Here is a 26,405-nt window from a genome sequence, read left to right as displayed (position 1 = left end):
GGGACGGTTGCGTCCCTCAGACTTCCTCCAAAAGTAGGTTTAGTCCAGTAGGTTAGCGATCGCTTCGCCCACTGCTTCAAGAGCGAAGGTTAGTTGACGGCTGCGACTGCAAAGTCGGCGAAGTCTACGTATACGTCTTTGCGGGTAGCCCAGGAGGGATCGTTGCCGCCGAAGAAGGTGGAGAAGAAGATGCCGTCAATTTTGAGTTTGTCGGTGGAGCGGAAGGTAAGCCCTTCCTGGTCAAGCACTTGTTGACCATCGAGCCACACCCGGACTCGCCCATCTTGTTGACCAGGTTGATTGAGCACCACTTCTTGCTCTAGGCGATACCAAACTCCTGGCTTAAAGCGCCATTGGCCGCGCCCGATGGAGGTGCCATATTCGTCGCTGGTTGGGAGGTAGGCGTACAGTTCTCCCGCTCCGTTTTTGCGCCACATGAAGCGGGTGGAAAAGCCATCAGTACCATTGGGAGTATCGCCACCGCTGTTGCTGTCACCCCCAAATAAGCCGGGAAGTTTGCCTCCCCGAATGTAATCGAAATTTTCTGAGAAGCGGACGTAGTAGCTGAGCCGCAAGGTGTCTCTAGGTTGCAAGTTGAGGTCGGCGAGAAACTGGCAACCACCCAACGGAGCTTTGTATTTGCGGGCGACGGTGGGGCTGGCAGAACGAGCAGGATAGTTCACGCGCAGCACTTTGCTAAACTTTCCGGTTGGGTCTGGAATAATTTCGACGTTTTCAAGTCCCCAATCTTTGCGCTTGCTGGTGCCCCAATGCTGCTGCCAGTCAGCTTCGTCAAAGCTACTAGACCAAAGAAGATTGCTAGAGTTTGTGGCAACCTGCTCTGGTCTGGTTTGAGCAATATCGGTTGGTACGGGTGAGGAGTCTACTTGGATGGGGTCGAGGATGGCACAACCGCTCAGTACGGAAATGGCTAAGACTGTACCGAGGGTAATGGGTCGTTGGGAAAGGCACAGAAATGTCAATTGTCGGTGTAGTCGCTGAGCTAGCTGCTCTAATTTATGAAGCTGAGATAATTTTGAATTCAAAACGATCGCACCAATAGAATCGACGGCACAGTGCTAACTCATCAATTCCAGGTTAGTCAAGGGTAATGCCGCTGCTTTAGGGGCGATCGCACTTACTCAAGCTTCACAAATCCATCCCTAACGACCAAGCAGTTTTACGCAACCGATGCCACCAAAGTAAAGCCCCACAACTGCTCCTCCTAAGAGGCTTTGAGTCAAAGGATCGGTGGAGGGGGTCAGCACTGCACCTAGAATGGCAGCGCCTAGAATGACATATCGCCAACCGGAGAGCATTTGAGCTGAGGAGACGATGCCGATTAGACCCAGCAGCAATTGAATTACGGGAATCTGAAAGGCTAGGCCAGTGCTAAACAGAAGCAGCAGGACAAACTCGAAGTAGCGATCGATGGACCAAAGCTGCTCGACTACATCTTCGCCGTAGGTAATGAAGAAGTTGAGAGCAGCAGGGATGAGAGCAACATACGCAAAAGCCAAACCCGCAGCAAATAGGACACTGGAACCCAAGACGATTGGCCCAATGAACCGTCGTTCACGCCGCGTTAGACCGGGCAGAACAAACTGGATGATTTGGTAGAGGATGAAGGGACTCGCAACCAGTAGCCCGCTATAACCCGCGACTTTGATGGAGACAAAAAAGTATTCACCTGGGGCCAGTTGCAAAAATTTAACGCCTTGGGCGGGGACTTCTAGTAGCTGGACGATGGGTTTAACGAAGACGAAGCAACCAATAATCCCGATAACTGCTGCAATTAAGGAGTAAAAGATCCGTTGCCGCAACTCTTCTAAATGATCGAACAAGGACATTTCGACTTCATCGGGTAACTCGTCGAAATATTCGGTTTCGTCTTCACTAATAGGAGTTTTGGGTGCAACGCTCAGATCCTGTGAGGCTGCGGGGTCTGAATTAAGGTCCAAACGCTGCTCGGATGCAGTCTCTAGTTCTGAGGGAGCCGTCATGGGTTTGCGTCAGTTCAGGGTTTGTTGACTATTGTATCTGGGGATTTGCAGGGTGGAACTTTGGCGTGCTAGGTGTTGAATTTGCTGAAATCCGAGCCTTGGGGGCACTCGCCCCCAAACCCCCGCTGAGGGACGGTTGCGTCCCCCAGACCCCCTCCAAACGAGTTTAAGTGTGGGTGTTTCAAGTTTTGGGGTGGGTAGTTGGCTATTAGCTTTTGGCTTCTCACTCTTCACTCCTCTCCCCTCACTCTCTGATTCCTCCCTTTTCATCGCTCATCTTTCCTCCTTCCCCTCAACTCCATTGGATCGTGAGCACAAATAATTTCTACTGTTCCTGCTTGTTGCTGTTTCAGTTGTCGTAGGCGCTCTTGGTTGTGGAGGCGGGTTGGGTTATCGACTGCACCGACTCGCTGCACTACGGCTAGGCCGAATGGGCAATGAGGATGGGTGGGGTGCATTTCTTGGTGGAAGTAGTAAGCGTCGCCTGCATGTAATAGCCAACCTGTGGGGGTTTGGATGGCTACTCCTGTATGGCCGTGGGTGTGGCCGAGGAGAGGCACAAGGAGAATTTCTGGGGGTAATCCGGTGAGTTGTTGGATGCACTCGAAGCCGAACCAGCGATCGCCTTGGATTTGATAACGCACCCAGTCTGGCTCATGTTGCCATTGCAAGGGGCGGTAACGATAGCGATCGCGTCTGGTTTTGGGTTGGGTGGCGGCGCAATATTCGGCATCCAATAAATGCACTTTGGCTTGAGGAAAGTCTGCGATGCCACCTGCATGGTCGAGGTCTAAATGGGTGAGGATAATATGCCGCACGTCATGGCGGGAGAAACCTAGTTGCTCTACTTGATGGACTGCTGTTTCTTCTGGGATGAGCTGTGGGCACGCTAGAAAAAGGAAACCACTGCTCAGTCGCTGTTGAGGTTGGGCAATGTCTTGTAAGCCCAAGCCAGTATCGACTAAAACTAAGCCAGCTTCGGTTTCAATCAAGAGGCAGTGGCTCACAATAGGAACTCGGTGGAATAAACCGCCTTTGCCACCGACTAATCTTCCACCTAGGATGCACTGCGTGGCACAGTTGAGGTGATGGATTTTCATACTTTTAACCTAGCGTTTTGTTGATAGGTCGGTTCAGGTTTATAAGGATGGCGGGTAGTCACGATTCTGGTGTTGAGTAGACAGAATGGCTTGGGCAACCGCTAGACTATGAGACAGTGCAAATGTACTCTGACTCTCCAGTAAATGAGTGTTGCACTGCCGTTTGAATGATTCCGCTACAACTTAGCCTCAAAAACTTTCTCAGTTACCGCGAAGCGACTCTGGATTTTCGGGGTCTGCATACGGCTTGTGTCTGCGGCCCGAATGGGTCGGGGAAATCGTCGCTATTGGAGGCAATCGCTTGGTCGCTGTGGGGGCAGAGTCGTGCTAGCTCGGAGGATGACATTATTCACTTGGGCGCGAAGGAAGCTCAGGTGGACTTTACGTTTCAGAGTCATCAGCAGATCTATCGGGTGATTCGGACGCGATCGCGGGGACAGGCGAGTTCTCTGGAGTTTCAGGTGGCGATCGCGGGGTTGAATGCTGGCAGTGTCACACCGACGTTTCGGCCTCTGACGGAGCGGGGGATGCGGGCGACGCAACAGTTGATTTTGGATCATCTGAAGCTGGACTATGAGACGTTTGTGAATTCGGCTTATTTACGTCAGGGTCGAGCTGATGAATTTATGCTGAAACGGCCCAGTGAACGCAAGCAGATTTTGGCGGACTTGCTGAAGCTGGATCAGTATGATGAGTTAGCGGAGCAATCAAAGGATTTATCGCGGCAGGCGAAAGGGCAAATTGACCTGCTAGAGCGCAGTTTGGAGTCCATTCAGGAGCAGTTGCAGCAACGAGAGGCGATCGCTCAGGAACAAGCGGTTCTGGAAACAGATTTAGTGGCGATGCAAGCGACACAAACGGCGAACCAGGAGCAGTTGCAGCAATTGCAGGCGATGCAACACCAGCGTCGCACGTGGGAGCAACAACTGACTTGGCAGCAGCAGCAACAGCGCAGCCTCAACCAGGATTATCGGCGGCTCCAACAAGACCTCGCCAGTGCTCAGCATCAGGAGCAGGAGTTGGCGGCGCTTCTAGGGCAAGAAGAGGCGATCGCAGCAGGTTACGCCCAATTCCAAAGTTTGCAGGTGCAAGAGGAGGAGCAATCGGCTAAGTTCCAAGCGCACCAGTCGGCTCAGACTCAACGGCAACGGTTGCAGCAACAGCAAGCGCAGCAGATTGGTGAAATTAAAGACCAATTGCGCCACCTGGAAGCTCAGCTAGAGGCGTTGCGGCAACAAGAGCAAGATGTGCAGCATACCTTGAATAAGGCGGCTGAGGTGGAAACTGCGATGGAGCGCTTACAGCAAGCTCGTGCTCGGTTGACAGAACTGGATCAGCTGCAAACTCAAGTGGCACCGCTACTTCAGCGCCAACACCAGCTACAAAGCCAAATTGAGCGGGCCCAAGATCGCCTCACCGCTCGCTTGGAAGAGTTGCGAACCACAGTGCGACAATTGCAAGCGCAGCAAGCTCGTCAACCCAAGTTACAACAGGCAGCGCTGGAAGTAGCAGAGCAGATTGAGCATCTGGAGAAACGGCAAGTTTACCAGCAACGGGTGCGGGAAAAGGGACTGGAACGGCGCAGTTTTTTGGAGCGGTTACAGGTGCATCAGCGCGACTACGAAGCGCAACTGGCAGAACTCGAAAACAAAGTTCAATTGTTGCAGCAACCTAATGCGGCTTGCCCTCTCTGCGATCGCCCTTTGGATAAGCATCACTGGCAGTTGGTGCAACAGAAAAACGAAGCAGAGCACCAGGAAATTATTGATCAGCTTTGGGTGGTGCGGGAGCAGCTCGCCGTCTCAGACCGTGAAATTCACGTGCTACGGCAAGAATATCGCGACTTAGACCGAGAATTAGCGGGGCACAAGGGTTTGCTAGAGCGGCGGGGCCAATTGCAAGAGCAATTGCAGGTCAGCTTAGAGATGCAGGAAAAGCTGCAACAGGTGCTCGCGGAGCAGGAAAAGCTGCAACAAGCCCTCAGCACAGGCTACTACGCCACGGAACTTCAGGAAGAATTAACGGCATTGGAGCAGAGCTTACAGCAGCTTAACTATGACGATCGCAACCATGCTTTAGCCAAGGGAGAGGCAGAACGCTGGCGTTGGGCGGAAATCAAACAAGCCGAGATTAAACAAGCCCAACGACGACAGGCTAACTTAGCGGCTCGCCAACCAGAGCTAGAAGCCCAAATTGCGGCCATACAACAGCAACTAGAGCAACAGCAAACCGACTCACCACTGCAACAGTCAATTAACGCGCTGGATCAAGCGATCGCGGAAATCGATTACAACTTGGATCATCACAACGCTTTGCGGACTCAGGTGCGCCAAGCTCAAGCGTGGCAGTTTCGCTATCAATCTCTGTGCCAAGCGCAGCAGCAGTATCCCCAAGTGCAACAACGCATTGCTGAATTGAGCGAATTGCTAGAAGTGCGATCGCAACATCTCCAGCAAGCCACTACTCAACTGGAGCAACTGATCCAGCAGCTAGAGCAAATGGCTGATCCAGCAGAGCAAATTCGTAGTTTGGAGCAACAGATTCAACAGCAGCAAGCCCAACTCAACGGTCAATTAGCTCGTTTGGGCCGCTTGCAACAACAACAGCAGCACTTAGAAACGCTGCAAGTTCAGGCAGAAGCGCAACAGCAGCAGCTTCAAACCGCGCGACGGCAATATCGGGTCTATCACGAGCTATCCCAAGCTTTTGGCAAGAACGGCATTCAGGCGTTGATGATTGAGAATGTTTTGCCCCAGTTGGAAGCAGAAACCAACCAAATTCTGGCTCGCCTCAGCGCCAATCAGTTACACGTGCAGTTTGTCACCCAGCGGGCAGGACGCGGTAAAGGCACGAAGGCTAGCTCTAGGCTGATCGATACCCTGGATATTTTGATTGCTGATATTCGAGGTACGCGTCCCTACGAAACTTATTCGGGGGGCGAAGCCTTCCGGGTTAACTTTGCGATTCGCCTCGCCCTCGCAAAACTGCTGGCGCAACGCTCTGGCACGGCTTTGCAGATGTTGATTGTGGATGAAGGCTTTGGTACTCAGGACAGTGAAGGTTGCGATCGCTTAATTGCCGCGATTAATGCGATCGCCTCTGACTTTTCTTGCATCTTGACCGTTACCCACATGCCCCACTTTAAGGAAGCCTTCCAAGCTCGAATTGAAGTCCACAAAACCGAGTCAGGCTCCCAACTCCACTTGTCGCTCTAAGGAACCGACACCCTCAAGGGTGCGGCTATTGCAACAAAGGCTGCGTAGGCAGCCTCAGTAAATGTGGTTCTATGAGTTGGCGATCGCGGCGGGTAGCGCAAAGGTGCCATCTGGTTGAGGTGCCCAGGGAGCAACTTCAGTGACGGCATCTAAATTGAGAGGGCCGTAAATGTGAGGGTATTCTTCATCGCCGACCAGCGCTTTGTATTTAATTTCGGCTTGAACTTGATCAGAATTAATGCAGAGCAGTAGTAAATCAGTTTGTCCTGTAAAGTAACGATTCGCCACTCCCTCAACCTGCTGAAGTGTAGAGCAGTGGATAAATCCTTCTGATGCTAAGGTGTCGCCTTGGTAAATTCCCGCCAGTTGGTCTTGCTCCCACTGGGGCGCTGAGGTGATGTGGAAAATGAATGGCATTGCGATCGCGGTTAAACGCTTTCCTAAACAATTGGCCTAAATATTATCCACCACAACTAAAGCGCCGTAACCCAAACCCAAAACTCCCACCAGCAACAACACCAGGGTGAACAAGGGATTAAAGATCCACAAGGCATTCACCAGCCAACATAGCAAGCAAGTCAGCACGAACAGGACCACCAGTTCCATGAGAAATGTGAAATACACCATGACTCGAATTCCATACCAGCGAACAATGCTGGAGAGAGAACTATCTCTGATCCTAGAAATTCGTAAGTGCTAACGCCTTCATCTGAATGGGGGAATCACTCAGATGATTCTGGAAATTGCTGCTCTGGTAGATACTTGGCTGGAATGGGTTTGTCGCTCTGCTCATCGTCCCAAAGCAGGTTCGTAATCCACCAGCGATCGCCATAGCGCATTAGTTGAATGCTATGGATGCCACGAGCCGAGGACGAGCGGTAATCGGTGACCAAGCGGGTTTCAAACGTACTGAATACTTGAGCAATATTGCCAAAGCTTTTAGTGTGACGAGCTAGCTCTGCTTCGATAAACTCAGTTAAGATGCCAGCTTGAATCTGCTGAACCAAGCGATCGATAAAGGTTTCCACATCCATCGTGTCCGCAGCATCCGTTTTGACGTGAATCAGGTGGGCTCCAGGCATAAACAGAGAGCGTAGCCGATTCGAGTCAGGCTGCTCTCCAGCACCAAAAGAAATCGAATTGTAAAGTGCGCTAATGATGCTGTCCACGGACTCAACATCAGCAAACTCAGAAGTTGGGATCGGCTGTGGTTCCTGCACCATAGTTTTGGCCCACACTCGTAGGTCGATAGGTTGGTTAGTTCTGTTCTATCTCTTCTGCGAACAATTAGCCAAACCGCACGCACGAAATTAGCCCTATCAGAAGGGAGTAGGCAGGCTCGAAAACAGAGTATAGCGATCGCCTTCTGCACCAGATCGGTAGGCTGCGGCGATTGCGCAAATCCGTTGGCAGAGCTTGATTTCCTTCCCCTCAAGGCAGAATAAAGTCAGCCCTCCAGCTTTCAAAAGTGAACCTGCTTAAACTGAAAGTACTGAAATGGAATATGAGAAGTGGTTACAAATTCTAGGGGTAGCTATGTTTCCCCAGAAGCCTATTTGGTAGGGGAAGACAATAGCCCTGTGAAACACGAGTACAGGGATGGTCAAATCTACAGAATGGCAGGAGCGAGTAATGCTCATGTCCTGATTGCTATTAACCTCGCCACAGCTTTAAGAACGCATTTGCGTGGCAAAGGCTGCCTCACCTTTGCTTCGGATACCAAAGTGCATATCTAGGCAATCAACACGTACCATTACCCAGATGTAATCGTTACTTGCGATGAGCGCGATCGCAGCTTCAGCAACTTTGTCCGCTACCCTTGCTTGATTGTGGAAGTTTTATCAGATACGACTGAAGCTTTTGATCGAGGTGATAAATTTGCCGATTACCGCCAGCTTGAGAGCCTTCAGGAATATGTTTTGGTGAGCCAAAAACGGATGAGTGTGGATGTGTTTCGTCGCAACCAAGCCGATCAGTGGGTGCTAACTCCTTATACTAATAGCGCCGAAATTCAAATGGCTAGCGTTGCTTTCCAAAGTGCGATCGCAACTCTCTATGAGGACGTGGCGTTGATGGGCAATAGCGATTAAGCGCAGGATTTTATTCAGTGGTAGGGAGGATGAGTTTGCCTGATGCGATCGCCACTGTAATAATTTGCGAATCAATCAAACGGGTTTTGGCAGGAAAGGCACCTGTACCAGGATTGACCGGATAGGCGGGGAAGCAAGCTGCACTAATGCTGAGGCGGAGAGCATTGCCTTGAGCGATTTGCACACAAGTCGCTTGCAGCGGAATTGTGAGGGGGGAAGTCGTTTGGCCCTGATTTACCCGGATGTAGCCTTGAGTCAGGTTGTAGATACGGCCATTCGGTTTGATTTCCGAGAGCACGACACACAGATCAAAACTAGGTTGGTCAGCGGTGCAATGGATTTCTGCGATCGCCTCACCCACAATCTGCAAATCTTCGGTTAGAAGGGCAGAGGTGTAGGTGACGATATCGGTACGGCAATCAAGAGCAGAGCGATCGCACGAACCCGCAGGCAACGAGGCATGACCCCCTAATGCTGGGACAGGTCGCCAAGGATCATGCACAAAGACATCGGGGGCGATCGCTTCTGGAGAAGTTTCTACCAGAGTTCCTGTTTGGTCATCTAGGCTGGCAAGACCATTGCTAGCGAGAAAATAGGCTTTGGGTTTGCCTTCAGGCCATTGCTCAAAAAAGCTCCATTCGTTGCTGCCCATCTCAAAGAGGCGGACGGGTAGTTCGTCCTGTAATCCTGTATCGATGCCTTTGAGGAATTGGTCGAACCAGCGAATTTGTAGTGTGTCAATCGGGCTATTGGCTTCTAGGCCATAATCGATCGCGCCCAACTTGCGGCCCCAAGGCAAATGTGCCCACGGCCCCACGACCAAATACTGAGGATATTGACTGCGAGCCGCTAAATCTTGATAGAGGTGGAGGGTTCCGCGCAGATAGGGGTCAAACCAGCCACCGATATGCAACATCGGCAAATCAATATTCTGATTTTGCATATAGTTTTTCGGCGACACCTTGGCCCAATAATCGTCTGGTGTGGGGTGCTCTAACCAATCGTGGTAGAAAGAATCGGGCGCTAAGTCTTTCAGAATATGGGGGCGAGCAGGGATGGGATCATGCAAAGGCAAGTTGCGAGCCGCCGCATAAAGCTTTTGGAACGCTACTTCATCTCCTCGCAATCGGGCAGTTTCGGCAGCAAGTTGAATTGCCCAGCCCAAATTGGCCTGCAAGCAAAACGCCCCATTTTCATAGGCCCAATCGCTGTAGAGGTCGTAGCCAACCATGCTGGGGCACAACGCTTTCAGGGCAGGGGGACGAGCGATCGCGGCATACAGCTGGGTCATCCCTTGATAGGAAAAGCCATACATCCCGACTTGGCCGTTGCTGGCAGGCAATTCCGCCGCCCAATTGACGGCGTCAAAGCCATCCTCGATTTCGTGGGCAAATAAATCAAACTCGCCTTCAGAAGTGCCACGTCCCCGCACATCCTGAATCACCACGATGTACCCGTGGGCCGCATACCAAGTGGGATGGGCATACACCACCGTCGAAGCGATCGCCCGCCCATACGGTTGCCGCATCAATAAAACCGGAAACTCACCCACCGCATCGGGTCGATACACATCCGCATCTAAACGGACGCGATCGCGAGTCAGCATTGAAACGGTTTCTTTAGGACGCACAGAAAACATAGAAAGCCTAACGTGCCCCCCACCCATCCGATCGCTGCAAAACGGCTAAATCCTCCTCGTCCAATTCAACCGAGGTACCGCTACGGATCAGTTCGGCAAAGTCTTCGTTGGGCACCATGACACAGAGGGCGTACAGACGACCCATGCCTATATTTTCAATGGCGTGGGTGCCTGTCGGTGGGACTAAAATACTATCACCCGTCCGAATCGCTACAACTTTGCCATCACAATGGGCCAGCCCTTCCCCTTTTAAGATAAAAAACATTTCCACGGCAAATTGATGTCGGTTAGGTGGGGTTTTGCCACCAATATCAAAAATCTCGACACACATAGTGACCGATGCGTTGGCAATATTGGGATCAAATACGATCGCCAAACGATTGGTATCTTGAGGGCTGATGCGAAAAGCTTGATAATCGTTGGGAGTTTTAGCAACCGGAATCACACAAGCATTCATGACATTAGACTCCAAGGTTGAGGGGGAAGGTAGCTATTGACTAGTTGCTGGTAGGGCTAATGGTTTTAATGCCATCAATCAGGGCATGGGAATTACTGACAAAACCAAAGCACTGCTTGACGTTATAGAGTGTGGCTTGCCAGCAAAATTCTGGAGAGGTAGTCGCGGTACAGTCTTGCAGCAAGATGCAATCGTAGCCGAGGAAGTTGGCATCTTGCAGCGTTGCCATGACACATTGGTCAGCATTGACGCCAGTAAAAAATAGAGTAGTTCGACTCAAGTTTCGCAAGATACTATCGAGCGGGGTATCCCAAAAGCCACTCATGCGGTACTTATCAACGGCAATATCTTCTGGCTTGAGTTCTAGTTCATCAACGACTGCTGCCGCCCAACTATCTTTTCTCAGCACTGGGGCACCATTTGGCAGGCGATCGCCCAATCCCACCCCGTCACCCGTAGGGTTATAGACGTGTCGAGTCGCAGGACTGATGTTCATCAAGTCAGGTCGATTGCCCCAGTTGAGCCAAATGACTGGAACCTGAGCATTGCGGAGCACAGGCAACAACCCTTGCAAAGGTGCGATCGGCTGACGGGCTGGGCTAACGTCTACCCCAATGGAGGCCAGCCAACCGTCTGGATGACAAAAGTCATTTTGCATGTCGATCACCAAGATCGCCGCTTTAGCCAGGTCTAGCCGTAAAGTTTTGGTTTCGGTGGCTAGTGTAATGAGTTGGGGATCAAGGGGTGGACGGGTGAGATCGGCGATCGCAGCGTCTACGTACCAAGCATTGGGTGGGACTCCGAGCGATCGCAACGAGGGATGATTCATAAAAAGCTATCAAAATAGTTTGCCAACAGTCTAAGCAACCTAGGATGAACCAAGTGTTTACAGCTTCACCTTAAACGGCTTTTGCAGTTGAGACAGCACTTTTTAATACAGCTTCAAAGCCTCAATCAGCAGTGAGAACGATACATTCCCACCCCTCATTCCCTAAGATCAAGGCAGAGTCGAGCCCCCTCAAAACATCACTTGGGTCAGGTTTGTGAGCTTTACAATTCAGAATGTTTTAATCCCAGTTGACCAAGCTTACGAGACGGTTGATGTCCAAATTAACGCAGGACAAATTGCAGCGGTCGGTTCTCAGCTAGAAGTGGTTGGGACAGCAGTAGACGGTCAGAATAAGCTGCTGTTACCAGGTTTTTTCAATGCTCATACCCACTCCTCGGAAATGTGGCAGCGCGGCATCATTCCGCCCGTTCCCTTAGAGCTGTGGATTGCTGAACTGTACGAGTTTTCGCCGCTCAACCCGGAGCAAATTTATCTCAGTGCGTTGGGCACTGCGGTAGAAACCCTACTTTCTGGCGGTACTAGTGTGGTTGACCACCTAGTTTTAATTCCGGGCCAAGAACTAGAAACCGTAGCTGCGGCGGTGCGAGCCTATCAAGAGATTGGCATTCGCGCCTTTGTCGCGCCTCTGATTCAAGATGAAGCTCTCAGCGCTGGGGTGCCTTCTGGTGGTGCAGCCATCGACCATGACCCTTACCTGCGCTCAACCACAGCTACTCTGAACCTAGTTGAGGAGATGGTGCAGCAATTTCACCGTCCTGCTGAAGGGATCAATATTTTGGTGGCACCAACCGGAATCCAGCTTTGTTCGGATGCCTTGTTTAAGGGCTGTATTGACCTGAGCGATCGCTATAACCTCTGCCGCCATGCTCACCTACTCGAAACCAAAGCCCAAAAGCTATTAGCCCAAGAAAAATACGGCTGTAGTGCGGTCGAACATTTGCAGCAGATTGGTTATCTCAGCGATCGCACTTCTCTGGCCCACTGTGTCTGGCTAGACGATGCCGATATTGAAATTCTGGCTGAGACGCGATCGACTGTGGTGCACAACCCTTTGAGCAACTTACGTTTAGGTAGCGGCATTGCGCCCCTGCTGAAATACCGTCAGGCTGGGGTCAACGTCACGTTTGGTTGCGACGGTGCAGCCAGCAACGACTCGCAAGATTTGTTAGAAGCAATCAAAATTGGTTCACTTCTACACAACGTCACCGATCTGGACTACCAACACTGGACTACCCCTCGTCAAGCAGTGGAAATGGCTTCCCTGGGAGGTGCCAAAGGCTTGAATGTCAGCGAGGAACTGGGTTCTCTGACTGTTGGCAAACAAGCAGACTTAGTGATGTATGACCTCACCAGTTTGTCTTTACTACCCCGCACTGATCCCATCGGTTTATTGATTTTGGGACGACCCACCAATGCAGTGGATAGCGTTTGGGTGAGAGGCGATCGCATTGTGGCAGCCGGCCAAGTCAACACCATTGATGTGAACAATCTACGGCAGCAGTTGTTCCAGCATAGCGAATGGGTTACTCAACGGCGATCGCAGGAATTGCGGCAGGTTGAAGCTCGTTATCGCTCTGTCATGGGATTACCAGAATCGTCTTCAGGCTACTCATAACTTAACGAATGACTTCATAAGTTTTCAGCAAACTCTACCTTTTGGTGGTGTCAACAACCGTGCAATTAAGTTATCTAAGAGTCGTTTAGTACAACTAATTCCGTATTTTCGCGTACAGTTTCGAGTTAGCTCTCTCCGGAAGTCACTCCCTAAAAGTGTGTATCTATAACTAGGCTGGAACCGAAATTCAGTTGGGACCAAATCTGTTTAGCTGAGTCCCCTTAAGACTGCTAAACACTAGAGACAAGGAACTACAAGCATGCCGATGGCACTTTAGGAATCGAATCTCTCTGCGTGTAGGTGTCTTCGTAAAGTATCCTAAGGCATTCTAAATCTGGCAAAATTACAGATCAGCCCAGCTGTAACTTCTCTCAATTTCAGGCTCCTCCACGAACCTTTCTGTAAATCCTATTAATCATTACTTTTAATTTGCTCCTGCAACTTATGCTTACTTGTCCAAATTGTGCTCATCCTAATCCAGAGGGAGCCACCCAGTGCGAGGCTTGCTACACACCCTTACCTGAAATCGTAGCCTGTCCCAACTGTAATGCTGCTGTTTCGGCTGGAGCTGAATATTGTGGCCAGTGTGGCTATGCCATGCAAAGTGTTAAGCCTGTCCATAGCCCTGTACCCCAAACCATCGTGAATCCTCCTACCCCAGCCTCCAACCTCCAAGCCGAAGTGCAGTCCAGCCCTATTGGGCCTGCCATAACGCCACCGCCACCGATCGCCGTCATGCCTGATGCAACCGTAGCACCCGCCCCGCTACCATCATCGCCAACCGCAGCTAAAACGCAGTTACAGCAATTTACGGCTCGCCTACTGCATGTGCAAAGCAATACGGTTCTGGAACTACCCCCGCATTTGGATGTGATTCATATCGGTAAACCCAATGATCGCGTGCCTCCGGATCTGGATGTGTCAGGTTTTGCAGATTCTGATATTGTGTCCCGTATTCATGCGGATATCCGAGCTGAAGCGGGTGCCTACTATATAGAAGATGTAGGCAGTTCCAACGGTACTTATGTTAACAATCTGCCCTTGCGTCCCGGCGATCGCCATCGGTTACGTCCCGGCGATCGCATCTCACTAGGTAAAGGAGATAAAGTTACTTTCCACTTTCAAGCGTAATATTTCTAACCATAGGGGTTGTAACCCAGGTAGGAAGGGTTAGAAATTTTAGGTACCCTATACACAAGTCAACTTGCTAAGAATTCGTCACCCGCCTTAGCTCCAAGTTTGGTTCCTGAACAACTTTTTCCTTCAACCTTTGAGGATCACTGATAGCAGGTCTGGATATTGATAGGAATATTGATAGAGCCAACGGAAACTTGACTTAGACCACTGAGTTCGCAATTACAATCACGCCATCCTAGGGCTTGGCAGCAATGACGGGAATTTGAGGCAGTTTGATCATGCTTGTTTGTCCCCAATGTCAATTCGAAAATTCAGATACCAATAATTTTTGTCAGAAGTGTGGCACTTCTCTGACCCAGAAAACTTGTCCAGACTGTGGTAGTTCGGTGCCATTTGAGCTTAAGCAATGCCAAACCTGCGGCGCGACGACGGCAACCGTGTGGCAAGCGATTGTTTGTGGGCAAACAGCGATTAAAGTAGATAGCGTTTCGACTTGGGGCTACTTAGACTCCAACCAGCGTTACCAATTGCTAGAGCCTTGGCCAACCCAAAACGGTGCTCAGCAGGGCGTAGCGATTAAAGTGTTAGATTGCCAGCCGTTTCAGATGTCGCTTTTGGAGACTCTCTTCTATCAAGTCTATAGCGGCAGTGATGCCCAGCCTCCTTCAGAGACGACAGCCTCGTCTCCAATCACTTCTGAAGCAACTTCTGAGACCACTCCTGAGGAAATGGTAGATCCAGAGGCGATCGCAACTAGCACGGCAAGCAATGCGATGCCCTCAGAGGACACAACGGCACTAGCCATTCCAGCGATCGCGGAGCCTTATTTAGCTTTGCAAGCAGAGTTTTACCATACGCTGCCAGGAGTTCATGATGCTTGGCAACAAGACCACCAATCAGTCTTACTACTAGAGGACCGCTCTCACTTGCCACTGCTGGCTGATTTATGGCGGGATAGTGCAATTTCGCCATTGCAGATTTTGTATTGGCTCCGAGAAATCTCCGAGATTTGGGATGTCTTAGCTGCTTGGAACTGCTGTCAAAGCTTGTTAGAGATAAGCAACTTACGGGTCGATGAAGACCAAGTCTTTTGTTTGCAACGCTTGTATGGAGACATTGAAGGCTCATTGCCTACCTTGCAGGATTTAGGCAAACTCTGGCAAGGGTTATTCGAGCAGTCACAACGGACCCAGATCGCTGCACTGGCCCTGCTAATTCGCGACTTACAGGAAGGTAGTATTCAGACGACGGATCAGCTCCGTTCTCGTCTGCAAGCGATCGCCCAGGAACTTCAAAGCACTTTCACAGCCCCTATGATGAATCCTGAATTCTCTGACCCTAACTTCATGGACGCTGGCAAAGTGGGTCCAGTGAGTCACGCCCCAGCCGAGACTACAACTGTAGCCACCAATAGCTCGTCAGAGAGTTCTAACAATCCTCTTATCCAGCTATCCACTCTGTCAGATACAGATGACAGTAGTGCCGACGATGCACCTACGGTTGTCCTACCAATGCAGTTAGTCAATCTTGAAGATGCGGGCCGCACCGACATTGGACGACAACGCGAGCACAACGAAGACTATTTTGGCATTCACACCGAACTCAAGAAGATTGAAAGCCCTCAGGGACGAACGATGCAGGGGAAAGGTCTATATATTCTCTGCGATGGCATGGGGGGTCATGCAGGCGGTGAAGTGGCTAGTGCGATGGCTGTAGATACGCTACGGCATTATTTTCAAACTCGTTGGCTAGAACCGCAGAACTCAGACAACTCAGAGCGGCGCGAACCGCCTCTCCCTTCAGAAGCAGAGATTCGGGAGGCCGTCCGTCTAGCCAATCTAGCCATTTACGACATCAATCAAGAAGATGCTCGTTCTGGTAGTGGACGAATGGGAACCACCTTAGTCTTGGTCTTAATTCAAGGCACCACTGCTGTCGTGGCCCATGTGGGTGACAGCCGCCTGTATCGTCTCAGCCGTCGTCAAGGTTTAGAGCAAGTGACGGTTGATCATGAAGTCGGCCAACGAGAAATTCAACGAGGCGTTGAACCCGAAATTGCTTATGCTCGCCCAGATGCTTATCAACTCACCCAAGCGCTAGGGCCACGGGACGAAAACTTTATTAATCCCGACGTGCAATTTATCGATTTGACTGAGGATACGCTGCTGCTACTTTGCTCCGATGGCCTATCAGATCATGACTTGCTAGAAACCCATTGGCGTACTCACTTAGAACCCTTACTGAGTTCTCAATCCAACTTAGAGCGGGGCGTTAATCAACTGATTGATTTGGCAAACCAATACAACGGGCATGACAACATTACGGCGATCGCAATTCGAGTCAGAGTACGGCCCAATTTAGCCCAACTACGCCAATCTGCTGCTTAAGTGGCAAGCCGAAAGCCCAGTCACTCCCTTACAATAAGAGGCTAGATTGATACCTATCGTGGCAAGGATTTCCCGATGTGGTTACCTTGACCTTATTAGACCCTCAAGCCCTGATTCCCCCTCAGCGTTGGTGTTTTGAGAACGAGCCAATTATTCGCATTGGTCGCTCTCCTGACAACCACATAGTGCTTAATAGCACCCTCGTCTCTCGCTACCATGTAGAACTGCGACAGACCGATGCGACCGATCTCGAAAGTCCTTGGGAGATGGTGAACCAAGGTAGAAACGGTACGTTTCTCAATGGGATCTTGGTTACCCAAGGGTTGCTGTTGGACGGAGCCTTGTTGCAGTTAGCTCAAGGTGGTCCTACGCTCAAGTTCCAAGTTCAAACCACCATAGTTCAGAGTTATCAACTTCCGGTGGCGGGATGCCCACATCTGGGCAATCCACCAGACAATCTCTTTTGCCTTCATTGTGGTCAACCCTTAAGAGTGGAGCGGCAGATCCGTCAGTACCAAATTCTCCGGGCTTTGGGGCAAGGTGGCATGGGCACAACTTATTTGGCTTGGGATGCGGCCAACGCCTCAACAGCACAAACCGCTCCGCAGCAGCTAGGAAGGTCGCCACTCCGGGTGTTGAAAGAAATGAATGCTGATATGGCTACAGTGGCAAAGGCGCAAGAATTATTTGAGCGGGAAGCTCGAATTTTACAGACTTTGCAGCACCCTGGCATTCCTCAGTTCTTTGACTATTTCGTTGAGGACGGCAAGAAGTACCTGGTGATGGAAATGATCCAGGGTCAGGACTTGGAAAAGCGGATTTACCAGCAAGGCCCTGTGAAACTTAAACTAGCTCTGGAATGGATGGTTCAAGCTTGTCAGGTGCTAGATTACATGCACAGACAACACCCTCCGGTGATTCACCGAGACATTAAACCTGCAAACTTGATGGTGCGCCACCGCAATCAGCAAATTGTGGTATTGGACTTTGGAGCAGTCAAGGAATTTGGTACTCCCTTGGGCACCCGCATTGGGGCAGAAGGATACAGCGCTCCTGAGCAAGAGCAAGGTCAACCTGTGACGCAGTCTGATTTATATGCGATCGCCCCTACTTTAGTATTTCTCGTGACTGGGGAAACTCCTTATAAGTTCTATCGAAAGCGGGGGGCTGAGTATCGCTTTCGCCCAGAAGGAATTCCCACCATTACACCAAGGTTACAAGCGGTGCTAGAGCGAGTTACCCATCCGCAAGTGGGCGATCGCTACCGAACAGCCCAAGAATTAGCCCAAGCGTTGGCTAGTTGTCTTTAATTCAAAGTCTGAGCTTACACGTTGGTGAACGAGAACTATAAGGGCAATCGCCCAGGATTGCCCTCAAGCTATAGCTGTTTTCGTGAATTACTCTTCGTCTTCCCAAGCCTCAACTTCTAAGAGGTCAATAACTGGATCTTGCATTGTGAAATCGTAAGCTTGCAGTTCTTGCTTCCAATGGGGCCACTCATCGCCATATAGAAAGGCAATTTTCCAGATGCTGTCGGTTGGCTTGATCAAATTTGAGTCAACCAGCGATCGCACCTGACGCTGCAGCTTCACCATTGGGTGAATAACCTGTTGGTTCATAACAACTTTCGTCATCGATAAATTTTGCAAATACTTCTACTGACCAACTTCCCAGGTAGATTCAGCACCTACGCGTAGATCTCTGTGCTGACGGGAAATCTTGTTCCAACTTCTTAATATAGCACAAGTATTTGAAAGCGCCAGTCCCCAACAAAAATTTCTGAGTTTGAGCAACATTTCAAGAGGTCGGTGATTCTAGAGGTGCGATCGCAGAGCTATCTGAGTAAGAACGAGTGCAAGGAGCCAACGTGATTAGATCTTCGATGTTGCGGAGCATAGTGCTGCAAATGGCATCCAGCGGTAAATCGTTGGGATCGCGACCAAAGGGATTTTCAATTTCAATTCCAATTTCTTCGATACCAAACAAGGTAAAGCTAACCAGCGCTACCACTGGTCCCGTAAACCAAGCGATTTCAGCTACCAGGGGAAAAGGCAATAGGAGGCAATAAATCAAGAGCAACTGTTTAAGGTGAATAGCGTAAGCCATCGGCATCGGAGTTTTGAGAATCCGCTCGCACCCACCCAAAGCGTTGACCATTTCATCAAGGAGGTGGAGCATGCCTGAGAGTTGGTAGGGGTTGAGACGATCGCGACTATATTGCTCCTGAAGATAATCCCCAATCCAGAAGGCGATTTCTAACGGTGGGTGGTTCATTTCCTGAAGCTTGAAATATTGCGATCGCTGCACTAAGGGTTCGAGCTCACTATTAACGGGTTCTTGGCGCAGATGCAGCTTGGTAGCAACCGCAAAGGCAACGAGTAAGCGTAGGGCAGCAATTTTATTGGTGCGGTCTTGGGGACTTTGCTCTACGACCCCAATCCAAATCTGGCGGGCGAGGTTCCGTACCGTGTTGACTAAGTGTCCCCAGCACTTACGACCTTCCCAAAAACGCTCGTAAGCGGTGTTGGTCCGAAAAACGAGCAGCAAACCTAGGACGATGCTAGGAATCACATTTGCGAAAATCGGCTGCGCGACTGGTAAGCCGAAGTGGAACAGAATGGAAATAAAAACGCCAAAAAAACCACATAATAGGGTTCGAGGAAATACAGACGGAATGACTGAGCCTTTTAGCTGCAAAGCCATTTGTAGCCAACGTCGTTTTTCCATTACCATGCAGCTTGAATATTTGAACGTTACTTGCAGCTAGTCTACCCGTTCTAGCTGCCAGAGGATCTGGTTGCCTTCACGGCGCACTCGCGAGACGACCCAGTTGCGCCAAACCCAATTGTCACCTCGGCTGGTCACGGCGCTGGCATTGACATCCATCAAATCAGCTAATTCGGAACTACTAATTAAATATCCCTGCTTGGCAATCTCATCCGAGATGCGGAGCGTTTCAATTAAGTTGCGGAGTTGGGCAACACGAACCTCGCGGGGCAAATTATCGAGGTTTTCTAAAGGGGCGGGGGCAATGGAATCTGTCATAGTCACATCCATCGTGGAAAGCTCAGCAAGATTGACACTGGATTGTTGTACGGCGTTGGTGCTAGCAATGTCAGTTGTGTCTGATTCAGATGTGGCAGTTGTGGGCAACCCTGAGGGTGTATTCGCGACTAAGGCTAACTCTGGCTCTATGGAATTCTTAGAGTTTGCTGTTTGGGGCGAGCGTTGCTTCAAGGCTATAGGTCTGCTCAGGGAAAAGCTACGAGCGATCGCATCGCAGCGTTCGTTCCCCACATCTCCCGCATGGCCGCGAACATATCGCCACTCTACCTGTTTCGAGTTCAGTTCATCTAGGGTTTGCCACAAATCTTGGTTCAAAACGGCTTTGCCCTGCGCGGTTTTCCACCCTTTCTTCTTCCAACCCGCGACCCATTTGGTCACGCCATTTTTGACATACTCGCTGTCGGTGTAAAGGCTAATCGGTTCGCTTTGTTTAGCAGTGGCAAGAAACTCTAACGCAGCGATCGCGGCTTGCATTTCCATGCGGTTGTTGGTAGTTGCCGCTGCGCCACCGCCTAATTCCTGCCTGGAACCATCGGTGAAGTAAACGACGACTCCCCACCCACCAGGGCCAGGATTGCCAGAGCAGGCTCCATCGGTGTAAATGCTTTGAATTTTGGCAGAATCAGGCATGAGTCATTGGTGCAAAGAGAGACGCTGCATCACTCTAGCAGGTTGTGTTTCCGATGGGTTTTGAGAGGCTGTTTAAAGTAAACGTAGGTCCAAAAAATTTACGATCGCGTGACCCAAGAAACCCAAAGATCAACTCGCCGCCATTCGTGATCTACTCAGAACTAATGGTGGTGAGTGGACAGTAGAGCAAGTCGTAGCGCAGTTCAAAGGAGCCGCCCGGAAAAAACAAGCGATCGCCGACTATCTCGAAAGCCTAGAATCTCTTGGTATCTTAGTCAGCCACACCGAAGCGAATCTTACCCGCTGGCACTACGCCGAACTGCAACAAGCGAGTTGAAAGGGCGATCGCATTCCTCACACAATCTCGAAATCACTACGATAAAATAGACTAAAACGTTTGTACTATTAAGCCTTTTAAGAAATCTTATCTGACCTAGCGTTTGGCTACGCAGGAAACTTGCTTTCAAACTGTAGGATTGCAGTGGTTAGAGTATAGAACTCTATACTGATATCTGCTCTGCCATTGCCGCAGATTTTTTTGACTCCCGAGCTTTGGGACTGCCCTTAAATCAATGCCCTACGAACCGCTACACCACAAATATCGGCCCCAAACTTTTGCAGAACTTGTGGGGCAAGAAGCGATCGCGACCACGCTGACGAATGCACTACGGCAACGGCGGATTGCACCCGCCTATCTATTCACAGGGGCCAGAGGAACAGGAAAAACCTCCAGTGCTCGAATCTTGGCTAAATCACTCAATTGCCTGCAAAGTGACGCTCCTACAGAAACCCCTTGCGGCAAATGTGAAGTGTGCCGAGCGATCGCCAATGGTTCTGCGCTAGACGTAATTGAAATCGACGCAGCCAGCAACACGGGCGTAGACAACATTCGGGAATTGATCGAGCGATCGCAATTCGCCCCGGTTCAGTGTCGCCACAAGGTTTATGTGGTCGATGAATGTCATATGCTTAGTACCGCCGCATTCAACGCGCTGCTGAAGACGTTGGAGGAACCGCCCGATCGCGTGGTATTTGTGTTGGCGACAACTGATCCGCAGCGGGTACTGCCTACGATTATTTCGCGGTGCCAGCGGTTCGACTTCCGGCGCATTCCCCTAGAGGCGATGGTGCACCACTTAAGCGCGATCGCCCACAACGAATCGATCAACATTGCTCCCGATGCAGTACAACTGGTAGGTCAGATTGCCCAGGGTGGACTGCGGGATGCCGAGAGCTTATTAGATCAACTGAGCTTGCTAGAAGGGCAAGTGACGGTGGAGCGAGTTTGGGATTTGGTTGGAGCGGTGCCAGAGCGAGACTTGTTGGCTTTGTTGCAAGCGATCGCCACCAACGACCCTGCTCAAGTTCTCGATGGGGCACGTCACTTGATGAATCGGGGTCGTGAACCCCTGATCGTCCTGCAAAATCTAGCCAGTTTCTACCGCGATCTACTCATTGCCAAAACTGCGCCGAGTCGAGGAGATTTAGTTGCCATCACGCCGCCGACTTGGGCGCAATTGTGTCAGTTTGCTCAGCAACTCCCGATCGCCCTAATTTTAGAGGGGCAAAAGTATCTCCGAGCTGCCGAGGTGCAAATTAAAAACACCACCCAGCCGCGTCTATGGCTGGAAGTCACGCTGCTAGGTTTGTTGCCTTCTGAGTTAGGGGTAGAAACGTCTGTCGTGAGTGCTGCTCCTGTTGCACCCCAATGGATTCCAGCTCCACCGACAATTCAACCTGTCACAACATCTTCAACTTCCTTAGCTGTTAAACCAACAGCGATCAGCTCGTCTAATGGCAAAACACCTAATGTGGCTGGTCAGTTGCAGCAATTGTTGACTCAGGTTGCCAGCAAATATCAGCTCTCTACTCCAGCGGCAGATTTGGAAGTTTTGGCAGGTGCGATCGCCCAAGCTCTCTTGCACGACCAGGAATTTCGCAGTGCATTAAGTGCGTTAATTTCTGCCCCTCAGCCCACTATTGCATCGATTTCAGAAACGGTAGAAACCAGCAGTCATATTCAAGCGGCAGTTGTAACTGAAACTGTAGTCCATGAAACCGCTCAGAATGGCGCAGCTCATGTGGTTGAAACCACTTATGTAGAAGTTGATGAAGCGATCGCCGCTGTAGAAACCATAGCAATCGAATTGACAGAGCCTGAACCTCTGATTACCTCGATTAGCGAACCCGATAATTGGCAAGAAGCGGCTGCACAAGAGCCACCATTCGTTGATCCGATAGACAGAGGGACGCCAGCAACCGAAGCTACCCCATCGCTGAACTTAGAGCAGTTATGGCAAAAAGTTCTAGGTTGTATTGAGTTACGGGGTACACAAGCATTATTGGGCCAACAGTGCTACCTGCTAGGGCTGGACAAACAACAAGCCAAAGTGGGAGTGCGATCGCAACCTTTGGTCAAGATTGCTCAGCGCAGTTTGCCAATAGTCGAGGAAGCGTTTCAGAAAGCCGTGGGATATCCCGTCAAAGTAGCTCTAGTCGTAGCCACTGCCGCTGAACCCGCGCCTGCCATCCAAACACCTCCTGAGAACAATGCTCAATCTTCTGGAGCGATCGCACCTCAGCCCCCTCGATTGACCGAAAGACCACCACAAAGTAGTTTCCAACCTCCAACCCCAGGGCCACAAAACGCTAGTCGTCCTGTTGTTGCTCCTGAGTCGAGCTATTCCCAGCCGACCCAAACTACATCTACCACCGCTGATCCATCAGAACCCGTTGCTACAGCAGATGCGAGTGCCGCGGTCGAGCCGCCATCACTGCAAAACATTCCTTGGCAAGAAGAAGACGAAGTCACGCGCGCAGCCAAGCGGCTAGCAGAGTTTTTCGGAGGCAAGGTAGTTGATTTGGAGAGCGGTTGGACTTCTGACGGAAATGAGTTAGTGGTCGCGCCCCCGATTAGCGAGTGGGATGAAACCGATCCAGGCGCGGAAGCAGATGAAGTGCCGTTCTAAATAAAAAACGGCTAGCTCAACACCAACCGTTTCCAGAAATTCTATTTACAGCGGTCTTATCGCGATCGCCCTTTCGTCCGCTTAGGTTTGCTTTGGCAGATCCAACCAAACTTCATCTTCAGCGCCCTGATGGATGGTCTTGATCCACTTCAAGCGCTTCGGTCGCACTGAAATACGCGCCGTTGTGCTGGCTACAACCACCAACCAATGGAACATATAGACAGTTCCTTGCAAAGATTGCGACAGCCTCGTCCAGAAAGAAGTGTCTAAATCTGCCTGAGCCTCGCCTGGAGTTGCCGCTAGTTTAGGTTGCTGGTAACGTCGTAAACCGACAAACATGCCCATAAACGAGAGCATCAGCGTTAAGCTAGCCAGCGGGCTGAGGAGAGGTGAGCTATTACGAGCGATCGCCATCAACAAGTCGGGTACGGAAGCGGTCGGCAAAATGTACTGGATCAGCCAAAAAACGAATAAATCAAACGTCTTTCGAGGGCTAAGCCGACGATTGCGAGCCAGAAAACGCCAGTAATCCAAATACCGTTGATAACCTCCCTCTGCCCAACGATTGCGTTGATGCCAAAGGGCTACTGAGCGAGTCACCCCTTCTTCTTCAACCGCAGGCACCGCTAGAAAATCGATGTCCCACTGATCGAGGTGTAAGCGGAAAGTCAAGTCTAAATCATCCGTAATAGTTTCCTCATTCCAGCCGCCACAGCGCTCTAGAGCTAAGCGCCGAACAAACTGACCATTACCGCGCAGCTCACCAATTCCGCCAAGGGCAATACGTTGCTCTTGGAAAAAAGCATCCAGCGCCATTTCGATCGATTGCCCTTGGGTCAAGAAGTTAGTGCCAGCATTCGCGATCGCCTTTCGCACCTGCACCGCACCCACTTGAGGCCGTTGAAACATGGGTAATACACGCTTCAGCAAGTCCTGAGACACCTGAGCATCTGCATCAAAGACCGCCAGAATTTCCCCTTGAGTTAAGGGTAAAACTTGATTTAAAGCTCCCGACTTGCCACCGCCCGCGCCTGCGGCTCGATGCAGAACCTTAAGTTGCGGGTACTCTCTGGCCAACTGATCAAGCAAAATTGGGGTGCGATCGGTGCTGCTGTCATCAATCACCCAAAGCTCGTAGCGATCGACAGGATAATCCAGATTACACAGCGTCTTGACCAGCTTGCCAACCACTGCCTCTTCATTTTTGGCCGCAACCAGCAGAGAGACATAAGGCCAATCTGCTTGATTCGCTTCTGCCAAAGGTTCTGGAGTTGGTAAAGGTCGAGCCAGCATGATGCGCAGGGCGTGGATTCCCACAACCGTGGTTAAGCCAAGCACAACCCAAATGCCCCAAGAAAATAAATGGAGGGCGATCGTGCCACTCCAAATCATTGTGAGTGTAAAAGCAGCTTTGCGTCGCCGACCTCTAAAACCCTTATAAGAGGGAGTTTCTAAATCCTCTTCTACCTCCGATAAGTCAGTCAAAAGAGAGCCAAGGGACTCAAACTCGCTGAAGGAATCGTTTCCGGGCCAGGAATTCTCCCGCATAGGTTATTTGATTCAACCACCAATATTTATCTACACCCTTGAAGAAGCTGGGAATGAGATAGCACCAAACCGTACAGCCTTCACAGACAGATAGTTTGCCCTGCGACTGACGATATTCCTCTACCACCTCATTTTGGCGATAAAGTTCATACAGCCGTCCTTCAATCGGGACACCCGTTTGAGCAAAGTGATAGCAGGGTAGGAGCAATTTGTCGTCGGGTGAAATAGCGATCACAGCATCCACCGCTTTGCAGCGTGGATTTTTGGTGTCATTACCACCAGCCTCAATAAAAGCCAGGGCAGCCTTATTGTAACCAACATTGTTAAATTTCTTAGCAGCTGCTTCGATCGCGGCCACCATATCAGGCGTTGGGTTTTTCTTATCGTTGTAGTTGCTGTGAGCGGTGAAAGCAGGGTTGAGCCAAACGCGCGCCCCTAGCTGAAGACCCAGCTCACCCACTTCGCCAATCCGCTCATAATTTTGAGCTGTCACTGTATGGTTAAGAACCGGGTGCTCTCCCAAGGAATGAGCGAGTTTAACCGATTCAACTAGGGTGTCAAAAATTCTCACGCCCCGCGACTGATCATGAGTCTCAGCGTCACCGCCATCCAGCGAGAAATTAAGAAAATCAACCAGACCTTGAATCTCTTTCGCCTTCTTGGGATAGAGAATCGTGTTCGTCGTCATGCTGGTCTGGAAGCCCTGCTGCTTTGCTTCCGTATAGATCTGCGCTACATCGGCTCGCAGCAGTGGTTCACCACCTGTAAAGTCTACATATTTAACTCCCAGCCGTCGTAGATCTTGTAGATTCTGCTTGATAGTCTCAAAGCTCGCTTCATGTGGCGGCTCCAATGCCCAGATGTCACAGAAGTGGCAGCGGGCGTTGCAGCGATATGTCAAGTAGTAATTTGCAACCAGAGGTGCCATAACTTTAATTCTGAAGCAGGTGTTAAATATCAGAATAGGCAATCTAGCTCCAGATGCAGAAAAAAATTCAGCAGAGGCATCTGGAATCCGGGTCGTTTGCCTAACTCGAAACGTCTGGATCGAAGTGCATTAGGTCAACTCAGAATACTACAGCAAAGCCATAATCGACTGCCAGCTCTGCCGTAATTAAGGAGCGTCTTAGTCGAGTTGCAGGCAAGCTCACCCAAGACCAAGTCGCTCAGGTGTTTAAATACTGAGAGGAATCGGGAATACTATCTACTGGCAGTCATCAACTTACCAAGAAAGTTTCTAGGTATCCTGCCTGTCACGGGGTTTGAATAAAGCCGAAATTAAGGAAAATTCGAGCATGTCCATCGAACAACTCCAGCCAGCTGCTAGCCGGGATGTCAACGTCTATATGCCCTACTATCAGGGCAACAAGCGAAATGTGCTGCCCCTTGCCATCAGCCTTTATCAGAAGGGAGCTTTAGAAGGACAGCGCAAAATTGAGGGCGGGGATGGGATTCCATTTATTGCTACTTGGAACGTATCCATGTTGCCCGCAGACTTAACTCGTTGCCGAATGCAGTTTGAAGGCAATGCGGAGCTGAGCTACGAATTAATGATGGCTAACTTTGAGTTTGTCGATTGCTTGATTGACTTGTTGATGACCTTCAAGCGCAGTCGCAATGCTGATTTCTCGCAAGCCTTCTACCGCAAGCTCTTGCGCTTAGAGGACTAAGTCAAATTCCGAGTCGAGCATTCTATCAC

The 26,405-nt window shown here is 50.4% G+C and carries 20 protein-coding genes and 2 pseudogenes; 8 read left to right on the top strand and 14 right to left on the bottom strand.

The annotated features are described in order from the left end of the window. Positions 1-89: 89 nt before the first annotated feature. The 3 genes from H6F72_RS01690 to H6F72_RS01680 all read right to left on the bottom strand — a co-directional run bounded on the left by H6F72_RS01690 (position 90) and on the right by H6F72_RS01680 (position 3,103). Positions 90-1,046: a polysaccharide lyase gene (locus H6F72_RS01690; protein WP_190431294.1), complete on the bottom strand. Its 957-nt coding sequence runs from the start codon at positions 1,044-1,046 to the stop codon at positions 90-92. Positions 1,047-1,163: 117 nt separating this feature from the next. Beyond that, on the bottom strand, positions 1,164-2,003 hold the full coding sequence (tatC, locus tag H6F72_RS01685; protein ID WP_190431293.1) for a twin-arginine translocase subunit TatC: 840 nt from the start codon (positions 2,001-2,003) through the stop codon (positions 1,164-1,166). Positions 2,004-2,269: 266 nt separating this feature from the next. Next, complete coding sequence (locus tag H6F72_RS01680; protein WP_190431292.1) at positions 2,270-3,103, bottom strand: MBL fold metallo-hydrolase; 834 nt, start codon at positions 3,101-3,103, stop codon at positions 2,270-2,272. Between the two features lie 167 nt (positions 3,104-3,270). Here H6F72_RS01680 and sbcC point away from each other — a divergent pair, with 167 nt between their 5' ends. Then, on the top strand, positions 3,271-6,318 hold the full coding sequence (gene sbcC, locus H6F72_RS01675; protein WP_190431291.1) for an exonuclease subunit SbcC: 3,048 nt from the start codon (positions 3,271-3,273) through the stop codon (positions 6,316-6,318). A 69-nt stretch (positions 6,319-6,387) separates the two neighbouring features. Here the strand turns inward: sbcC and H6F72_RS01670 are convergent, their stop codons facing one another. From H6F72_RS01670 to H6F72_RS01660, 3 genes are all read right to left on the bottom strand, one after another. Then, entirely contained in the window at positions 6,388-6,735 is a 348-nt protein-coding gene (locus tag H6F72_RS01670; protein ID WP_190431290.1) for a DUF952 domain-containing protein, read from the bottom strand. A gap of 36 nt (positions 6,736-6,771) precedes the next feature. Further along, entirely contained in the window at positions 6,772-6,945 is a 174-nt protein-coding gene (locus H6F72_RS01665; RefSeq protein ID WP_190431289.1) for a hypothetical protein, read from the bottom strand. A gap of 95 nt (positions 6,946-7,040) precedes the next feature. Continuing rightward, positions 7,041-7,541 carry a hypothetical protein gene (locus H6F72_RS01660; protein ID WP_190431288.1) on the bottom strand — a complete coding sequence of 167 codons (501 nt, stop codon included), beginning with the start codon at positions 7,539-7,541 and terminating at the stop codon, positions 7,041-7,043. Positions 7,542-7,829: 288 nt separating this feature from the next. Here H6F72_RS01660 and H6F72_RS01655 point away from each other — a divergent pair. Beyond that, positions 7,830-8,408, top strand: a pseudogene (locus tag H6F72_RS01655) (Uma2 family endonuclease). 10 nt (positions 8,409-8,418) lie between these two features. Here H6F72_RS01655 and H6F72_RS01650 read toward each other — a convergent pair. From H6F72_RS01650 to H6F72_RS01640, 3 genes are read right to left on the bottom strand one after another with little or no spacing between them, the layout of a single operon-like run. Continuing rightward, entirely contained in the window at positions 8,419-10,047 is a 1,629-nt protein-coding gene (locus H6F72_RS01650) for a CocE/NonD family hydrolase (RefSeq protein ID WP_190431287.1), read from the bottom strand. A 7-nt stretch (positions 10,048-10,054) separates the two neighbouring features. Then, complete coding sequence (locus tag H6F72_RS01645) at positions 10,055-10,504, bottom strand: cupin domain-containing protein (RefSeq protein ID WP_190431286.1); 450 nt, start codon at positions 10,502-10,504, stop codon at positions 10,055-10,057. Between the two features lie 40 nt (positions 10,505-10,544). After that, on the bottom strand, positions 10,545-11,333 hold the full coding sequence (locus tag H6F72_RS01640) for a cysteine hydrolase family protein (RefSeq protein WP_190431285.1): 789 nt from the start codon (positions 11,331-11,333) through the stop codon (positions 10,545-10,547). A 214-nt stretch (positions 11,334-11,547) separates the two neighbouring features. On the opposite strand from H6F72_RS01640, the gene H6F72_RS01635 reads away from it, so the two are divergent. The 4 genes from H6F72_RS01635 (at position 11,548) to H6F72_RS01620 (ending at position 17,803) form a co-directional block, all read left to right on the top strand. Next, positions 11,548-12,969, top strand: a complete 1,422-nt coding sequence (locus H6F72_RS01635) for an amidohydrolase family protein (RefSeq protein WP_190431284.1) — start codon at positions 11,548-11,550, stop codon at positions 12,967-12,969. Between the two features lie 444 nt (positions 12,970-13,413). Continuing rightward, positions 13,414-14,100 carry an FHA domain-containing protein gene (locus H6F72_RS01630; RefSeq protein WP_190431283.1) on the top strand — a complete coding sequence of 229 codons (687 nt, stop codon included), beginning with the start codon at positions 13,414-13,416 and terminating at the stop codon, positions 14,098-14,100. Between the two features lie 284 nt (positions 14,101-14,384). Beyond that, on the top strand, positions 14,385-16,493 hold the full coding sequence (locus H6F72_RS01625; RefSeq protein ID WP_190431282.1) for a serine/threonine phosphatase: 2,109 nt from the start codon (positions 14,385-14,387) through the stop codon (positions 16,491-16,493). Positions 16,494-16,570: 77 nt separating this feature from the next. Next, positions 16,571-17,803, top strand: coding sequence for a protein kinase (locus H6F72_RS01620; protein WP_190431281.1), 1,233 nt, complete (start codon positions 16,571-16,573; stop codon positions 17,801-17,803). An 87-nt stretch (positions 17,804-17,890) separates the two neighbouring features. Here H6F72_RS01620 and H6F72_RS01615 read toward each other — a convergent pair whose 3' ends face one another. The 3 genes and pseudogenes from H6F72_RS01615 to rnhA form a co-directional block, all read right to left on the bottom strand. Then, positions 17,891-18,127 carry a DUF4327 family protein gene (locus H6F72_RS01615; protein WP_242016726.1) on the bottom strand — a complete coding sequence of 79 codons (237 nt, stop codon included), beginning with the start codon at positions 18,125-18,127 and terminating at the stop codon, positions 17,891-17,893. A 163-nt stretch (positions 18,128-18,290) separates the two neighbouring features. Continuing rightward, positions 18,291-19,220, bottom strand: coding sequence for a bestrophin family protein (locus tag H6F72_RS01610; RefSeq protein WP_304940901.1), 930 nt, complete (start codon positions 19,218-19,220; stop codon positions 18,291-18,293). 540 nt (positions 19,221-19,760) lie between these two features. After that, a pseudogene (gene rnhA, locus H6F72_RS30995) lies at positions 19,761-20,189 on the bottom strand (ribonuclease HI); the annotation flags it as partial. 572 nt (positions 20,190-20,761) lie between these two features. On the opposite strand from rnhA, the gene H6F72_RS01600 reads away from it, so the two are divergent. Then, positions 20,762-23,158: a DNA polymerase III subunit gamma/tau gene (locus H6F72_RS01600; RefSeq protein WP_190431278.1), complete on the top strand. Its 2,397-nt coding sequence runs from the start codon at positions 20,762-20,764 to the stop codon at positions 23,156-23,158. 81 nt (positions 23,159-23,239) lie between these two features. Here the strand turns inward: H6F72_RS01600 and H6F72_RS01595 are convergent, their stop codons facing one another. Together H6F72_RS01595 and H6F72_RS01590 are read right to left on the bottom strand one after the other, a co-directional pair. Beyond that, positions 23,240-24,706 (bottom strand): glycosyltransferase family 2 protein, encoded by a 1,467-nt coding sequence (locus H6F72_RS01595; protein ID WP_190431277.1) that lies wholly within the window; start codon positions 24,704-24,706, stop codon positions 23,240-23,242. Further along, on the bottom strand, positions 24,660-25,634 hold the full coding sequence (locus tag H6F72_RS01590) for a radical SAM protein (protein ID WP_190431276.1): 975 nt from the start codon (positions 25,632-25,634) through the stop codon (positions 24,660-24,662). The genes H6F72_RS01595 and H6F72_RS01590 overlap by 47 nt, the downstream gene beginning before the upstream one ends. 367 nt (positions 25,635-26,001) lie before the next feature. Here H6F72_RS01590 and ebsA point away from each other — a divergent pair, with 367 nt between their 5' ends. Further along, positions 26,002-26,376, top strand: coding sequence for a type IV pilus biogenesis protein EbsA (ebsA, locus tag H6F72_RS01585; RefSeq protein WP_190431275.1), 375 nt, complete (start codon positions 26,002-26,004; stop codon positions 26,374-26,376). Positions 26,377-26,405: the final 29 nt, after the last annotated feature.

The sequence above is a fragment of the Trichocoleus sp. FACHB-46 genome, assembly GCF_014695385.1.
Taxonomy (GTDB): Bacteria; Cyanobacteriota; Cyanobacteriia; order FACHB-46; family FACHB-46; genus Trichocoleus.
This window is presented reverse-complemented; position numbering and strand designations above follow the sequence as displayed.

Bases quoted from the DNA above. Each gene is read 5' to 3' on its own strand.
- H6F72_RS01630 (WP_190431283.1), top strand. From the start codon at position 13,414: ATGCTTACTTGTCCAAATTGTGCTCATCCTAATCCAGAGGGAGCCACC.
- H6F72_RS01610 (WP_304940901.1), bottom strand. From the start codon at position 19,220: ATGGAAAAACGACGTTGGCTACAAATGGCTTTGCAGCTAAAAGGCTCA.
- H6F72_RS01670 (WP_190431290.1), bottom strand. From the start codon at position 6,735: ATGCCATTCATTTTCCACATCACCTCAGCGCCCCAGTGGGAGCAAGAC.
- ebsA (WP_190431275.1), top strand. From the start codon at position 26,002: ATGTCCATCGAACAACTCCAGCCAGCTGCTAGCCGGGATGTCAACGTC.
- H6F72_RS01615 (WP_242016726.1), bottom strand. From the start codon at position 18,127: ATGACGAAAGTTGTTATGAACCAACAGGTTATTCACCCAATGGTGAAG.
- H6F72_RS01590 (WP_190431276.1), bottom strand. From the start codon at position 25,634: ATGGCACCTCTGGTTGCAAATTACTACTTGACATATCGCTGCAACGCC.
- tatC (WP_190431293.1), bottom strand. From the start codon at position 2,003: ATGACGGCTCCCTCAGAACTAGAGACTGCATCCGAGCAGCGTTTGGAC.
- H6F72_RS01645 (WP_190431286.1), bottom strand. From the start codon at position 10,504: ATGAATGCTTGTGTGATTCCGGTTGCTAAAACTCCCAACGATTATCAA.
- H6F72_RS01600 (WP_190431278.1), top strand. From the start codon at position 20,762: ATGCCCTACGAACCGCTACACCACAAATATCGGCCCCAAACTTTTGCA.
- H6F72_RS01625 (WP_190431282.1), top strand. From the start codon at position 14,385: ATGCTTGTTTGTCCCCAATGTCAATTCGAAAATTCAGATACCAATAAT.
- sbcC (WP_190431291.1), top strand. From the start codon at position 3,271: ATGATTCCGCTACAACTTAGCCTCAAAAACTTTCTCAGTTACCGCGAA.
- H6F72_RS01640 (WP_190431285.1), bottom strand. From the start codon at position 11,333: ATGAATCATCCCTCGTTGCGATCGCTCGGAGTCCCACCCAATGCTTGG.
- H6F72_RS01665 (WP_190431289.1), bottom strand. From the start codon at position 6,945: ATGGTGTATTTCACATTTCTCATGGAACTGGTGGTCCTGTTCGTGCTG.
- H6F72_RS01650 (WP_190431287.1), bottom strand. From the start codon at position 10,047: ATGTTTTCTGTGCGTCCTAAAGAAACCGTTTCAATGCTGACTCGCGAT.
- H6F72_RS01680 (WP_190431292.1), bottom strand. From the start codon at position 3,103: ATGAAAATCCATCACCTCAACTGTGCCACGCAGTGCATCCTAGGTGGA.
- H6F72_RS01595 (WP_190431277.1), bottom strand. From the start codon at position 24,706: ATGCGGGAGAATTCCTGGCCCGGAAACGATTCCTTCAGCGAGTTTGAG.
- H6F72_RS01660 (WP_190431288.1), bottom strand. From the start codon at position 7,541: ATGGTGCAGGAACCACAGCCGATCCCAACTTCTGAGTTTGCTGATGTT.